General features: G+C 33.4%; 15 protein-coding genes and 1 pseudogene. All 16 read left to right on the forward strand.

What is annotated here, in order from left to right; all coding sequences use genetic code 11:
- Positions 1-95 precede the first annotated feature (95 nt).
- The gene (locus tag ACTTG8_RS01105; RefSeq protein WP_116479660.1) at positions 96-947 is read left to right on the forward strand and encodes an ATP-binding protein; all 852 of its coding nucleotides are present in this window, start codon (positions 96-98) and stop codon (positions 945-947) included.
- Between the two features lie 61 nt (positions 948-1,008).
- A complete protein-coding gene (locus ACTTG8_RS01110; protein WP_025271816.1) occupies positions 1,009-1,212 on the forward strand; it encodes a hypothetical protein in 204 nt (67 codons plus the stop codon).
- Between the two features lie 3 nt (positions 1,213-1,215).
- Complete coding sequence (locus ACTTG8_RS01115) at positions 1,216-2,862, forward strand: recombinase family protein (protein ID WP_037612763.1); 1,647 nt, start codon at positions 1,216-1,218, stop codon at positions 2,860-2,862.
- 6 nt (positions 2,863-2,868) lie between these two features.
- Positions 2,869-2,949, forward strand: a pseudogene (locus ACTTG8_RS01120) (Maff2 family mobile element protein); the annotation flags it as partial.
- Between the two features lies 1 nt (position 2,950).
- A complete protein-coding gene (locus ACTTG8_RS01125) occupies positions 2,951-3,814 on the forward strand; it encodes a VirB6/TrbL-like conjugal transfer protein, CD1112 family (RefSeq protein ID WP_442560300.1) in 864 nt (287 codons plus the stop codon).
- A gap of 82 nt (positions 3,815-3,896) precedes the next feature.
- Positions 3,897-4,199 (forward strand): hypothetical protein, encoded by a 303-nt coding sequence (locus ACTTG8_RS01130; RefSeq protein ID WP_442560301.1) that lies wholly within the window; start codon positions 3,897-3,899, stop codon positions 4,197-4,199.
- A gap of 2 nt (positions 4,200-4,201) precedes the next feature.
- Entirely contained in the window at positions 4,202-4,630 is a 429-nt protein-coding gene (locus ACTTG8_RS01135) for a PrgI family protein (RefSeq protein ID WP_442560302.1), read from the forward strand.
- Positions 4,631-4,673: 43 nt separating this feature from the next.
- Complete coding sequence (locus ACTTG8_RS01140) at positions 4,674-7,079, forward strand: VirB4-like conjugal transfer ATPase, CD1110 family (protein WP_442560365.1); 2,406 nt, start codon at positions 4,674-4,676, stop codon at positions 7,077-7,079.
- Position 7,080: 1 nt separating this feature from the next.
- The gene (locus ACTTG8_RS01145) at positions 7,081-8,127 is read left to right on the forward strand and encodes a DNA-methyltransferase (RefSeq protein WP_442560303.1); all 1,047 of its coding nucleotides are present in this window, start codon (positions 7,081-7,083) and stop codon (positions 8,125-8,127) included.
- 2 nt (positions 8,128-8,129) lie between these two features.
- On the forward strand, positions 8,130-10,229 hold the full coding sequence (locus tag ACTTG8_RS01150; RefSeq protein ID WP_442560304.1) for a CD1108 family mobile element protein: 2,100 nt from the start codon (positions 8,130-8,132) through the stop codon (positions 10,227-10,229).
- A 15-nt stretch (positions 10,230-10,244) separates the two neighbouring features.
- Positions 10,245-10,577, forward strand: a complete 333-nt coding sequence (locus ACTTG8_RS01155) for a DUF4315 family protein (protein WP_442560305.1) — start codon at positions 10,245-10,247, stop codon at positions 10,575-10,577.
- Complete coding sequence (locus tag ACTTG8_RS01160) at positions 10,558-11,403, forward strand: CD1107 family mobile element protein (RefSeq protein WP_442560306.1); 846 nt, start codon at positions 10,558-10,560, stop codon at positions 11,401-11,403. Before ACTTG8_RS01155 ends, ACTTG8_RS01160 begins: the two co-directional genes overlap by 20 nt.
- A gap of 253 nt (positions 11,404-11,656) precedes the next feature.
- Positions 11,657-12,250 carry a PBECR4 domain-containing protein gene (locus ACTTG8_RS01165; protein WP_442560307.1) on the forward strand — a complete coding sequence of 198 codons (594 nt, stop codon included), beginning with the start codon at positions 11,657-11,659 and terminating at the stop codon, positions 12,248-12,250.
- A gap of 89 nt (positions 12,251-12,339) precedes the next feature.
- Entirely contained in the window at positions 12,340-14,058 is a 1,719-nt protein-coding gene (locus ACTTG8_RS01170) for a DNA topoisomerase 3 (RefSeq protein ID WP_442560308.1), read from the forward strand.
- 41 nt (positions 14,059-14,099) lie between these two features.
- A complete protein-coding gene (locus ACTTG8_RS01175; protein ID WP_442560309.1) occupies positions 14,100-14,651 on the forward strand; it encodes an NAD(P)-dependent oxidoreductase in 552 nt (183 codons plus the stop codon).
- Positions 14,652-14,664: 13 nt separating this feature from the next.
- On the forward strand, positions 14,665-15,603 hold the full coding sequence (locus ACTTG8_RS01180; protein ID WP_442560310.1) for a conjugal transfer protein: 939 nt from the start codon (positions 14,665-14,667) through the stop codon (positions 15,601-15,603).
- Positions 15,604-15,799 lie beyond the last annotated feature (196 nt).

The following is a 15,799-nucleotide window of genomic DNA, read 5'->3' on the forward strand; positions in this document are numbered from 1 at the left end:
AGCATTAAAGCTAAAATAGGTATCAGAATACACCAAAGATAAAAAAACCTTAAAACGCATTCCACTAATTAACAGGAAAAAGGAGAATTAAAGTTATGAATAACAAAGAAAATCAAAATATGGTAACTACAAAAATACGAGGTACAGATTTTACCTACAACAAAGATACTCAGCATGAAAAGGACGGACATATCTATTGCAAGGCTTGTAATGAAATAATAGATGGCAAAGTAATTCAGATGTTGGATAAGCCTATGATTATCAGAACAACTTGTAAATGTGATAGAGATAGACAGGAACGAGAAAAACAAAGAGAAAAGCAAATAGAACAGGATAGGTTAAGACAAAACTGCTTTATATCCAAAAATCAAAAAGCATATACCTTTGAAAATGCTGATGAAGATACCGATAAAGAAATCATCAAAAAAGCTAAAAACTATGTAAAGCATTTTGAAGAAATGAGAAAGGACAATGTAGGCTTGCTTTTATATGGAAATGTAGGAAGTGGTAAGACCTATATAGCTTGTGCTATTTCCAATGCCATAATCACAGAGTATTCTTATACAGTTAAGATGAGAAATTTCGCACAGATACTAAATGACTTACAAAAAGGTGGCTTTAACCTTGATAGAAACGAATATATTGAGCAAATAACAAATCCAACCTTACTAATTCTTGATGATTTTGGGATAGAGAGAAATACAGAATATGCCTTAGAGCAAATCTACAATGTGATAAATGCAAGATACCTAAAGGCAAGACCGACCATTATAACTACAAACCTTAATTTTAAGGATATAGAGAAAGAACAGGAAGATATAATGCTTGGGAGGATTTATTCAAGGATAATAGAGATGTGTTTACCCCTTAGAGTTATAGGAGTGGACAGAAGAAAAATACAAAGTAAAGAAAAGCTGAAGAAAGCACAAAACTTAATAGATGAGTAGAGGCGATTAGAAAAGTAAAAAATTCTAATCGCTTTTTTAATTGCAAGGAAAGGAGCAATCGATGAAAAAAGAAAAGACAAAATATATTGTAAAACGAAACTATACAACACAAAGAACAGGAGCAGAAGCGTTTATCAAGCTGATTAAAAAAGACAACAACATTGAATATACACAATATAATATTGATAAAGATAAGAAAGTGTGCTATACTAAAGACAGTTTTAGAGAGGGTTGTGTCATTCCTAAAAATCCAAAGGAGGAATAGGAAATGATACAAACAAATTCAAATCACTTTTCATATCGGACTGCAATTTATTGCAGACTGTCTAAAGATGATGAGCAGAAAGGAGAGAGTGCCAGCATACAAAACCAAAGGGATATGCTTGAACATTATGTCAAGGCAAGAGGTTGGAATATAGCTGATGTATATGTCGATGACGGATACACAGGCTTAAATACGAACCGCCCCTCATTTCAAAGACTGATAAAAGATGTTGAGGAAAGAAAAATTGATATAGTCATTACTAAAGACTTATCAAGACTTGGAAGAAACTATCTTCAGACAGGATATTATACCGAGAATTTCTTTCCAAAAAACGGAGTGAGATATATCGCAGTCAATGACGGAGTGGATACCTTACAGGACAATAATGAGATAGTACCCTTTAAGAATGTACTAAATGAGTTTTATTCAAGAGATGTTTCAAAGAAGATGAAATCGGCATATCTTACAAGAGCAAGACAAGGTAAATTTACAGGCTGCCTTGCACCATTCGGATATATGAAAAATCCTGATGATACTTACTCTCTTATGGTAGATGAAGAAACTTCGTGGATAGTGGAAAAGATTTATGACCTTGCTATCAGTGGATATGGAGTACAGGCAATAAGGCGAATACTCTTTGATGAAAAAATTCCTACACCTACTTGGTGGAACAGGAAAAAGGGACTTAGAAATGTTTTTACCAAATTAGAAAAAACCGTAAAAGACGGCGAGTATTGGTGGGATTGTACAACAATCAAGGAGATAATTGAAAATCCTGTTTATCTTGGACACACGGCAAGTCAGAAAGCAAACTATCAATTCAAAATCGGTTGGCTATCAGACAAACCAAAAGATGATTGGATAGTTGTAGAAAATACCCACGAACCTATCGTTTCAGAAGATACCTACAAAATGGCAAATGAAAAGATAGAAAGTAGGAAGCGACCTTTTAAGACAGGAGAAGAAAGTATCTTCGCAGGACTTGTCAAATGCCCTGATTGTGGGAAAGCCTTAAATCTTGGAAGAAACAACTCAAAGAAAAAAGAGAAAATACTCACTTGTAACACTTATCGCAGATACGGAAAAAACTTGTGTACTCAGCATAGGATATACTTTGATACTCTTTATGAAATCGTACTTGCAGATATTAGAAAGAATGCAGACTTCGCTTTAAAAGATGAAAAGGAAGTCTTAAAGGCTCTTGAAAAATCAAGAGATACAGAAAATGAAGAAGAACAAATCTATATCGCAAAGAAGATTGAAGAAGATAGTAAAAGAGTGGCAGAGCTTGGTAACAAGATTGAGAAACTCTATGATGATTGGATAAATAAGAAAATCAGCGAGAGCAATTTCCAAAGAATACTTGAAAAATCTCAAGATGAGCAAGAGCTTTTAACAAAGCGAATTGAGGAAATGGAAAGAAAAGTTGTTACAAGTAGAGTAGATGAAAATGGTGTCTATAAATGGATAGAACTCATCAAGAAACACAAGAATATTAAGAAGCTGGACAAAGAAACCTTAAATGAACTCATCTCAAAAATCTATGTTCACGAAAAGGAAGTAGTGGACGGAGAAATCACCCAAATAATAGAAATACATTACAATTTCATAGGAAATACAGACAGCTTACAGGTCAGCTACAATCTCTAATTAGCCATAAAGCAGCTTATGGCAGGTGGCGGTATAGTTTTAATAGGGCTAAAACTGATTCCGCTACTTGCTAATGTGCTGAAATAAGATGTTTGATTTATTTGAAAAAATAGATGAGTATGTCAAAAATGCTTTGATAGACATAATAAAAGAAAATCTCTCCGCTATGTTAATTGATATCAATGACAAAGTAGCAACAGTAGCGGGAGAAGTGGGAAAGACTCCGAGTTCTTGGAACTCGGAGGTATTTTCCTTTATCAAGTCTATCAACGAAAATGCTGTTTTACCAATTGCAGTAATGATCCTCACCGCCATTTTATGTATAGAGTTGATACAGATTGTTATGAATAAAAACAATATGCACGATACGGATACATTTGAATTTTTTAAATACATCATAAAAATGTGGGTAGCCGTATGGTTAGTATCACACGCTTTTGAATTCAGCATGGCTATATTTGATGTGGCAAGCTTTATGATAAATAAAGCGGCGGGGGTAGTAGGAAACAGTGCCAATATCTCTCCTGCCGATTTTACTGCTATGGTGGAAGCCCTAAAAACAGAAGGCTATGGCAAACTCATTATGTTAGTTATAGAAACAAGTATAGTAAAACTCTCTTTAACCATACTTTCCATTTTGATAACGGTAATTTTATACGGAAGAATTATAGAAATATATGTATACTGTTCTGTTTGTGCAATTCCGTTTTCCACAATGGGAAATAAAGAATGGAGCGGTATCGGAACGAACTTTATAAAAAGTTTAGCGTCTTTAGGCTTGCAGGGACTTTTCATTTTAATATTTTTAGGCATTTACGCTATTTTAATAAAAACAATAAACTTTACAGATATTCATAACAGTATTCTTGAAGTTTTAGCCTATGCCCTGATATTAGGAATCATGATGATGAAGTCGGGAAGTGTGGCAAAGGCAGTTTTAAATGCCCATTAAAAGACTTTTGTTCATAATGAGCGGAAGTGAAATTTTGAACAAAATAAATGAAATATACAAAATATGAAAATAGGAGGAATTTATGAAGAAAACAGGCTTAATTTTAGGAATTGTAGCATTGGCAGGAGCCTTAATAGGCATATTAAGATATAAAAATATGAAAGAAAGAATAGTAAGCTTTGATGATGACTTGCAAGGTTGCGATTTGTTTGAAGATGAATTATCAGAAGAAAAGTCTTTACTGTATGAAATCAAGGAAGATGTTGATAAAAACAGGGAAGAAATCATCTCTCTTTGGGAGCATATGGAGGCTTTATCCTCAAATGGAGATAATAGAAACAAAGAAAGCATTGAGAAGTATATTATCAAGAAAGATAGAGGTTAATTATGGCTTATGTAAAAGTACCGAAGGATTTAACCAAGGTAAAAACTAAAGTAGCACTGAACATGACAAAAAGGCAGTTAATAGGCTTTAGCCTTGCAGGGTTACTCGGTTTTCCAATATATCTTTTTACAAAAAACTTTGTATCAACAGATGTAGCAATGATAATAATGAGTATAGTGGTACTTCCTATACTTTTTGCTACTCTTTATGAAAAGGACGGGCTACCCTTTGAAAAACATCTTTTATATATCTTAAGGTTTCATCAGAGTAGGAAAATAAGGGTGTATAAGGCAAGAAGTATATATAATACCGAAAAAGTAAATCACTTATATATAACTGAAAACACCGGGAAAATATCGAAAGCAAGGGTTAAAAATGAAAATACCAAGACTAACAACATAAAAAGGAGGAGCAAAATTGGCAAGAGATAAAAATAAAGAAAAACAGCAAATAGCCATAAAACAAAATGAACTGATGTTAAAAAAAGACAAAAAAGAGCTATCAGAGTTGAAAAAATCAAGCAAGAAAAATGGGAAACCGGCAAATAAAAAAAGCCTGTTTCCTTTTTTGATGAAAAAAGAAGTAAAAGTTACACCGCAGGACACTCTTCCCTACAAGCGAATGCTTAAAGACGGGATATGTCAGGTAGAAAAAAATAAATATAACAAGACGATTAGGTTTTTTGATATAAACTATCGCCTTATGGAAGAAGAGGATCAGGAAGGTATATTCTCGTGGTTTTCTTCTTTTTTAAATTTCTTTGACTTTAGCGTAGATGTACAGTTTTCCTATGTAAATAAGGTTGGCGAAAATGAAGAAATGAAAGCTCTAATAGATATAAAACAGCAAGATGATGAATTTAATGATATTAGAGATGAGTACAGGGATATGCTGCTTTCTCAAGGAAGTAAGGGAAACAACGGACTTGCAAAGACAATGTATGTAACCTTTGGTATAGAATCTGAAGATTTAAAACAGGCAAAAAGTAGGTTGGAAAGAATAGAAACGGATATCTTAAATAACTTTAAGCAGATGGGAGTGAAAGCTTATGTATTAGATGGAGAAGAAAGGTTAAAGGTAATCCACGATATGATGAATCCGAACGAAAAATTTATCTTTTCCTTTGATGATTTAAAATATAGCGGGCTTACTACTAAGGAATATATCGTACCGCCTTCATTTAATTTTTCAAAACCGACCTACTTTAAGACAGGAGAAGTCTTTGCAGAGGTAAATTATCTTCAAGTCTTAGCATCTGATATTAAAGATGAAATGCTGTCTGACTTTCTTGCAGTGGAAGAAAATATGGTAGTTACCTTTCATATCAAGGCAATAGATCAAATGGAGGCTATAAAAAATGTTAAGAGGAAGATAACCGACCTTGATAAGATGAAACTGGAGGAAAACAAGAAAGCGATTCGTAGCGGTTATGATATAGATATCTTGCCAAGTGATTTGCTTACCTACGGAACGGAGGCGAAAAACTTACTTGCCGAACTTCAAAATCATAATGAAAAGATGTTCCTTGTAACCATTATTTTTATGAATATGGGAGGTTCAAAAAACAAACTGGATAACACTGTATTTACCCTAAAATCCATAGCAAACAGATATAACTGTAACCTAAAAAACTTGAACTACAGACAGGAACAGGGCTTAATAAGCACATTGCCGCTTGGAATGAATTTAACAGAGATAGAAAGAGGACTTACCACAAGCAGTACGGCAATTTTTATCCCATTTACAACGGAAGAACTCTTTATCAAAGGAGAAAGTCTATACTACGGACTAAATGCACTTAGCAGAAATATTATAATGGCAGATAGGAAGAAACTTAAAAATCCAAACGGGCTTATCTTAGGCACTCCGGGTTCCGGTAAGTCTTTTTCAGCAAAGCGTGAGATTACAAACGCATTTCTAATAACGGAAGATGACATAATCATTGCAGATCCGGAATCTGAATATGGAAACCTTGTAACAGCACTAAAAGGTCAAGTAATAAAGATCTCTCCTACAAGTAAGGACTATGTTAATCCGCTTGATATAAGCCTTGATTATTCCGATGAGGACAATCCCCTATCACTAAAATCGGATTTTATTATTTCTCTATTTGAACTTGTAGTAGGAGAAAAGAAACTAAGTGCGGAAGAAATTTCAGTTATAGACCGTTGTCTGCCAATACTATATCAAAAATATTTTGAAAATCCAATACCTGAGAATATGCCAATCCTTGAAGATTTATATAACCTGCTACAAAATCAGGAAGAAAAAGTAGGCAAGCAACTTGCAGTAGAGATGGAGATTTATGTAAAAGGAAGTCTAAATGTTTTTAATCATAGAACAAATGTAGATGTCAAAAACAGAGTGCTTTGCTATGACATAAAAGAGCTTGGAAAGCAGCTTAAAAAGATAGGAATGTTAGCTGTGCAGGATCAGGTGTGGAACAGAGTTACCATAAATAGGGCAAGCAAAAAATCTACAAGGTACTATGTTGATGAATTTCACCTTTTGTTAAAAGAGCCGCAGACAGCCAATTACTCTATTGAAATTTGGAAAAGATTTCGTAAATGGGGCGGAATGCCGACAGGTTTAACCCAAAACATAAAGGATCTGCTTGCCAGTCCTGAGATAGAAAATATTTTTGATAATACGGACTTTATTTTAATGCTTAACCAAGCACCGGGGGATAGGGGAATACTTGCTAAAAAGCTAAATATCTCAGAACATCAGCTATCCTATGTAACAAACTCTAATGAGGGAGAGGGCTTAATTTTTTATGGAAATACCATAGTACCATTCGTAGACAGATTCCCTAAAAATACTAAGCTATACAGCTTGATGACAACCAAGCCGGAAGATATAAAAAAGGTAGGTAACTAAGATGGGAGTATTAGAAAAAGAAAGGAAATGGCAATCATCTGAAAATAAAACAGATATAGAAAAAAACTTAAACTTAATAAGCAAAATAAATATAACAGAAAACTTAAATTCCATAATTTGTGGAGATGCCCTTGAAGAATTGAAGAAATTTCCTGATGAAAGTATAAACTCTTGTATAACCTCGCCGCCCTACTATGGGCTAAGAGATTATCATAAAGAAAATCAGATAGGCAGAGAAACTACCGTTGAAGAATATCTTGACAGATTAGTACAAGTATTTCGTGAAGTAAGGAGAATTCTTAAAAAAGACGGAACTTGTTTTGTGGTAATTGCTGATTCTTATGCAGGAAGCGGTGCTAAAGGAAACTATGCTGATCCTAAAAATCCAAGGGGAAGAAAGGGACAAAAACAGGCAATAAATCAAAAAGTAAGGGGATACAAGTCAAAGGATTTAATGGGAGTGCCATGGAGATTGGCATTGCTTTTAAGAGAAGATAGTTGGTATCTTCGTTCAGATATCATTTGGCATAAGGAAAATGCAATGCCTGAAACTTGCAGGGACAGACCTACCCGCTCTTATGAGCATATATTTCTGCTTACTAAATCACCAAAGTATTACTATGATTTTGATGCTATGAAAGAGCCTGTAAAGGAAGTGAGTAAAAGAAGATATGTCAGGGGCAGAAGTGAGGATAACAAATACCTGAATGAAGATGCAGGGATAAGTATTCAAAACATAAACAAAGCAAGGAAGTATGGAGAGTATAAGGGAGATAATATTCCGCAGTTTAGGAACAAAAGGGATATTTGGACAATAAATACCACATCTTTTAGAGGAAATCACTATGCAGCTTTTCCTCCAAAACTTGCAGAGATTTGTATGATAGCAGGGTGTCCTAAAGGTGGAATTGTTCTTGATCCATTTATGGGAAGTGGAACGGTAGGAATGGTAGCACTTATGAAAGGACGAAAGTATGTAGGCATAGAACTGAATGAAGATTATTGCAAACTCGCAAGGCAAAGGATAAAAGAAGAAATTGGAGGTTAGATGTGAAAAAAATTCAAAAGTATTCAAAAAATGCGAATAAAGATATCAAAAAATCTTCTACTACATTCAAAAAAAGAAATATAGGAAATCATCATGGGGAAATAAAGCTTTTAGACGGCAAAGAAAGAGATAATCAATTTCATAAAAATGCTGATAGTGTTGAATTGAGGAATAATAAAACCACTTTCGGAAAAGAAAATGATGTTTCCAATAGAGATTTGTCAAAAGAAAGTGATAGAGATGTTTCTTACAAATTAAAACAAGGTAAAGAGTTATCTTCTCTTGTTAAAAAAGCTGTAAAACACACCAATATCAAGAAAAAAAGATATAAGATAAAATCCTTTAATAAAGAAAATCCTATAAAATTTAGGGCAGTCAAAGGTAAGACTTACCAAAGGAAAAATTATAAAGAAAGCGGATATACGAGAGATAGACCTAAAAAAGATGTATCTGAAAATATGGAAAAGAAAAATTTGGATAGTAAGGCTGAGAGTAAGAAAAAGCAAAGTCAAAGCAGTTTTCAAAGAGAAGAAAAAAGGAAAGAAAAATTATACCGCAAAAAAGAAAAATTGGAAAAAAGCCTGAAGAAAGCGAAAGGTAATAAACTTTCCGATTCTAAAGGTATGCTGTTGGCTACCGGTGCAGTAAATTCCTATGTAGAAAGCGGAAAAGATGATAATGCGGGAGTTGGAGCGGCTCATAAGGTAACTGATACAGTAGATAGTCTTGCAAGGAAAAAATATTATAGTAGAAATAAAAAAGTTTTAAAAAATCAAAAAAAACTGTCAAAGTTAAATAAAAGCATTGAAAAAACTGATAAAAAGATATTTTTTAAGTCCAATATGGAAGAACTGAAAAAGACGGAAGAATATCAAAACACCTCAAAATTAAAGCAGTTTTTTAAAAGAAGGGAATATAAAAAAAGACTTGCAAAAGCCTACAAAGATAAGAATAACAATAGCCTTAGTAAAAAAATCAAAAAGTTTTTTGCCGAAAAAACAAAAGGCTTTGCAGAGTATATTAAGGCAAGGAATAAAAAACTTTTATTTATAGTCCTTGCAGGTTTCCTTGCAGTTTTTATGGCTTTTCAGACGGCAACGGTATTTACTGCAATTATTACACAGATGTTTAATACAACGGTATCTTCAACCTATCTATCCGATGAAGGTGTGCTTAGCAACTGTAATCATTCCTTTTCTATGATGGAACAGGAAATAAGAGATGAACTGGACAGTGTGGAAGAAAATCGCCCCGGATATGATGAATATATCATAAAAGGAAAAGAAAAAATCGGACACGATACCCATGAACTCTTAGCATACATTACGGCTAAAAAAGGAGCAGTAAAAGAGGTATCTGAAGCAAAAGCCGAACTTGATATGCTGATAAATAAAATGTATCAGATTACCTACAAGGAAGAAACAGAAATCAGATACAAGACGGTCTACTACACCTATACCGATGAAAAAGGAAATACTCAAACAGGAAGTTATGAGGAGCCTTACGAATATAAAAAACTTATTGTTACACTGAGCAAAAAAGAACTGGATACTCTTGTCCATGAGGAATTTAAGGACTATCCTAATAACCTTTCCCATTATAAAACTTTAGTGGCAAGCAAGGGGAATATGGAGCTTGTATTTGGCAGTGGCAACTCTAACTTGTCAGAAATAGTGGATAATCCCGATTTTAAAAATCCGGGAATTGAATTTAACGAAGAAAGTGTAAAGAAAATTGTAACGGAGGCGGAAAAGCATATCGGGAAAAGATATGTATTCGGGGCAAACGGACCAAGCAACTTTGACTGTTCCTCTTTTGTTTGTTTTACTTACACGCATTCAGGGATAAAAAATATGCCAAGAACAACAGCTTGGGGAATATATAAAGACTATTGCAATCCGGTATCTCCAAATGAGGCAAAAGCAGGGGATATTATCTTTTTTAAAGGAACTTACAATAGCGGCAGACCTATCTCTCATGTAGGAATTTATGTAGGAGGTGGATACATGATACACGCAGGAGATCCAATTCAGTATGCAAAGATAGATACACCCTATTGGAGAGAACATTTTTATAGTTTTGGCAGAGTAAAAAGCAATTAAAAGAGGAGGGAGATCTTGAATAAAAAATATGAAAAAAATCTATCAAAGCAAAAGCTTATCAAAGAAAAAATTAAAGAGCTGCAAGATGATTTACAGGAATTAAAAGAGGAACAGGAGGAGATGGAAAATGTAGAAATATTAAAAAGCTATAGAAGTACGGAAATTTCCTTAGATGACTTTTTACAGATGATAAAAAATCATAAAAGAGAGGAAATGAAAGAAAAGAAAAACGAAGAAAATAGGGAGAAATCATACAACAACCCGGATACAGTTTATTATGACAACAAAAATATAATTAACCTAAATGAAGATATGGAGGAAAAAATAAATGAAGAAAACCAACAATAAAGCTATGGCAATGCTTTTATTCTTAATTCTCGCATTAAGTTTTACATCGACATTCGGAAATATAAAAGCTTATGCACAAGTAAATGAAGAAGAAGTAAAAAAGGAAGAAGTGCCGATTCCAATTAGGGAAATCAAAGAAATCAAGGAAATAAAAGAAAAAGAAGTAAGATTTCCAAATAAACTTACCCCCAAAGAGCCGGCAAATGAAGTAGACAAAGATAAAAACACAAATACAGGAGTAGCTACACCTGAGCATAATGCAAAGGCAAGTCTTACTGAAAATGTAGACAACACAAACAGTCCCTACCCTATTCATCATAAGGGAAATGGAGATGGCGAATTAAATGAGAAATATTTTGCCGATGCAAGGCAGTTTATATCCTTTAAGACAAAAAACGGCAAGACCTTTCACCTGATTATTAACCACGATGAAACAGGGGAAAATGTAATGCTCTTAACCGAAGTGTCGGAAGATGATTTATTAAACATAACAGGAACAGAAAAGCCGAAAGAAATCGTAAAAGAAGAAGTGAATGAAGAACCGAGGGAAGAAATAAAAAAAGAAGAAGTAAAACCGGAAAAAGAAGAAAAAACAGGAGCAGGAATGTATCTTTTTGTAGGTTTGCTTGTGGCAGGCATCGTAGGAGCAGGGTATTACTTTAAGGTATACCAGAAAAAACAGGAAGAAAATGAGGAAGATGAGGAGGTCTATGATGAATTTGAAGAGGATGAAACGGAAAAAGAGGATATAGAAGATGAAGAAAGAGAGGACGATAGGCAGGATATGGAAGAAATAGTTATTGACGGTTATGATGAGGAGGAATAAAATAAAGTATCATTTGTATTGATAGCTTATATGAAATTATAAATATAAAGGATATTCTTAGAAAATTTTAAGACAATTGTTGTGGCAATAGCAAAAATCTATTGCTTTTTTTTATGAAACAATATATAATGTACTTGAAAAAAAGATACAAATGTCGGAATGAAGACATTAAACTCATTCCAGTCCAGAGTAAACTGTGAAAAATCAAGGAAGGAGAATGGGAAACCATTCTCTTTCTTAATTTGGAGGAGAAATGCAAAAAAGTTTCGATGATAGAGTTGTGGGAGAAATAATAAGATGCAGCAAGTTATATAAACAAAATTTGACTTCATACGATTATTTGATAATCTCAGAGAGTTTTAAAATAAATGAATTTTACTTAATAGATTGTAAATGTGAAAATTATATGCACCTGACAGGTGTTAGAACAACATTAAAGCCAATGGATTTTTTTAATAAGTGTATAGATGAATCAATTACTACCTCGGATTTTATTTGTTCTGTTGATAAACATATAAAGGGAACGGTGAGAAGAAAATTAAAAGTTCTTGATAATATGGTAAATATATTTTCAGGAAAAGAACTCTTTTTTGAAGAAAATTTTGAAAAGAATAAAGTTATTTGCAGTTTAGCTACATCAGATTTAAAGTGTACTTTGGGTTTTATCGGTAAAAGCAAAATTAGACCAATGACTTTGCTATCAGGAAATACACTAAGGACTAACAATAAGATAGAGTTGATACTTAGAAAAGAGAAAGAACAATCAATATTTAATGAAGTAGTATATGGCGGTTGGGAACTAAAAGAAAAGTATTATGATATTTTAACCAAAAATAATTTTATATAAAAGTATTAAAAAATTATGCGATTAGAAAATAAAAGTCTAATCGCTTTTTTTATGCAAAAAAATAACAGGAAATTAACAGGAGGAAAAAAATGAGCAAATTAGTAATAGCAGAAAAACAGAGCGTAGCCCTATCCATATCAAAGGTAATAGGAGCAAAAAGTAAAAAAGAAGGATACTATGAGGGAAACGGATATATCGTATCTTGGTGTGTAGGGCATCTTGTACAGATGGCAAATCCTACCGCTTATGATGAAAGGTATGCAAGGTGGAATATGGCTGATTTACCTATTATTCCAAAAGAATACAAGTATGAGGTATTACAAAAAACAAAAAAACAGTTTACTACCCTTAAAAAGCTGATGAATGATAAAGAAATAGACATTGTTATCAATGCGTGTGATGCAGGAAGAGAGGGCGAAGCCATATTCAGACTTGTATATAAAGAGGCTAATTGTAAAAAGAAGATGAAAAGGCTTTGGATTTCATCAATGGAAGATAGTGCAATAAGAGATGGCTTTAAGTATCTAAAAGACGGAAAAGATTATGATAATCTATTTGAATCTTCACAGGCAAGAAGTGCTGCGGACTGGCTTGTAGGAATGAATATCAGTAGGCTGTATTCTCTGATATATAAGCAAAATTACAGTGTAGGCAGGGTACAAACACCAACTCTATCTATGATTGTAGATAGGGATCAGGAGATAAAAGACTTTAAAAAAGAAAAATACTATACAGTAGAGCTTGCATTAGATGGATTTACCCTTTCAACAGAAAAAATAGACAATAAGAAAAAAGCGGAAGATTTAAAAGATTTTGTAGGAGATAAAATTAAGATTACAGATGTAGTAAAGCAAGAAAAAGTAACAAAGCCAGATTTACCTTTTGACTTAACTACCCTGCAAAGAGAGTGTAATAAATATTTCGGATACAGTGCAAAGCAGACACTTGACTATGCCCAGAGTCTATATGAGAAAAAACTAATCACCTATCCAAGAACGGACAGCAGATGCCTTACTGAAGATATGATTACCAGTACAATCAACAACATCATCGGAAAGTATGATTTTGATACAGAGCGTATAAAAGTAGTATTTAACTCAAAGAAAGTAACAGACCACCATGCTATTATTCCTACAGCAAGTAGTATGAATGAAGATTTATTAACACTTCCACCAAGTGAATTAAAAGTCTATGAACTGATATTAAACAAACTACACGCAAGTTTTGGCTATCCTTTTATTGAAAATATTACAAAGATTGAGGCTGTATATGAAAGTAAGGATGTGAAATATACTTTCAAGGCAAGCGGTAAAGCACTTGTAGATGAGGGATTTATAAAATATTTAAGGGAATATAAGGCAAAGAAAAGTGAAGATACGCCTCTTCCTGATGTAAGCATTGGAGAGGTATTTAAGATAAATAAAAAAGAAGTAAGAGAAAAGTACACAGCCCCACCGAAGCATTATACGGAAGATACCCTCCTAAAAGCGATGGAAGTAGCAGGAAATGATGAACTTGACAAAAATATTGAAGTAGAAAGAAAAGGACTTGGAACACCGGCAACAAGAGCGGGGATTATTGAAAACTTAATACTTAAAGGCTATATCGAAAGAGATAAGAAAAATCTTGTAGCCACACATAAGGGGATAAGCCTTGTAACAATAGTATCAGGTACTTTTAAATCCGCAAAAACAACAGCTAAATGGGAAATGAAGCTATCTGACATAGCAAAGGGAAAGGCGGATAAAAATGATTTTTTAAGAGAAATTGAAAAAGAAATAAGAGATACGATAAAAAAATATGAATAAAATCATACAAGAGCGACACTTAAAGGGGGTGATGTAAATAGATGTTTGATACGTTAATGAAATTTGATAAAGACAGGGAAAAATTGGACTTTTATGCAACGGATAGACGAGCAATTACCGAACTTTTAGAAAGAGAAAGATTTCGGGAGAAAATATATGAGCCGGCTTGTGGCGGGGGGCATATAGGAAAGGTGCTTGAGGAGTACGGATACATTGTTAAAGCGGCAGATATTTGTTACAGAGGTTATGGAGAAGAAAAAGAAGTAGATTTTTTTACAGTAAAAGAAAATGCCTTAGACATAGTAACCAATCCGCCCTATTTTTGTGCCGGAGATTTTTTAAGACACGCTCTTGATATATCAAAAGAGGGTGTAAAAATAGCAATGCTTTTTCGTTTGGCATTTTTGGAAGGACAATCAAGATATGAAATATTTAAGAAGTATCCGCCTAAAACGGTGTATGTATTTTCAAAAAGGCTAAATTGTGCAAAAAATGCCGAGTTTGAAAAATACAAATCATCAGCCATAGCCTTTGCATGGTTTATATGGGAGATAGGCTATAAAGGAAAAACACAGTTAAAATGGATTAAATAAGGAGATATGATTTATGAGTGATAAAAAAGAAAATATAAATAAGCAGGAAGAAAAGATGGAGGAAGTATTTAGCGAAATAAAAGAAATTTATGATAATTCCACCAATCATTTAGAAGAAAATATAAAGGAGCAGTTAAATGTAGCAAGCGATTTAAAAGAAGAACTGGGAAATACCGATTTTGATAAAAATATCGAACAGCTACAGGCTTTAAGAGATGAAATTTCAAAGTTAAAATCAGAAATCGGTAAATTAAATGATATGAAAGATATAAGCTTCAGTTCCCTTATTATAAAAGATGTAAAGGCTGTAGGAGAAAAGCTGTCAAGTCTACAAACCAAGGCAGTGGACAGCATAAAAAATCTGTATGGGAATATTAAAAATCAGTTATCATATAACCTTACCAAAGTACAGGAAAAATTTGTACAGGCAAAAATAAGTATCGTAAAAGGACTTGTAAGCACTATGCAGGACTTTATAAAAAATCAGCAGCAAAAGTTAAATGACTGTATGGAAAAATTAGATGGTCTGGCGGAAGAAATAAAAAAAGATGAAAAGGAAATTGCTGATAAGGAAAGTACAGAAAAAGTAAATGCTGCTGAGGTAAAAACTGAAATTAAACCTGAGATTAAGGAAAAAGAAAAATCGGAAGAAAAAGAGGGAGAAAAACCGAAAGAAAAAGCAGAAGAAATATCCGAAAAATCCGCTAAAAAAGAGCAAAAGAAAACTATCAAAAAAGAAAAGCAGGAGAAGAAAACACCCAAAAAGACACCGCAGAAAACATCAAAACAAGTATCGGAAAAAGCAAATATAAAAGAAAAGGCAGAAGATATCAAACTGAAAAGAAAGCCCTCCGTACTACAGGCATTAAAAGAAAATCAGAAAAAGATTATGGACAGTGAAAAAACTAAGGAAGAAAAGGCAATAAAAAAAGATAAGGGAATGGAAATATAATGGCAAATGATGTCGGCAAAGCTTATATAGATGTACCGGAGGACTTAAAACAAGTAAAAAGATGGTGTCTGTATAAGATAATGGAGCGAGATGGGAAAAAGACCAAAGTTCCCCTACAGCCTAACGGAAAGTTTGCAAAATCTACGGATATATCCACTTGGAATACTTATGATACCTGTCTAAAGGCACTTAGTAA

The sequence above is a fragment of the Catonella sp. genome (assembly GCF_052173895.1).
In the GTDB taxonomy this organism is placed as follows: Bacteria; Bacillota; Clostridia; order Lachnospirales; family Lachnospiraceae; genus Catonella.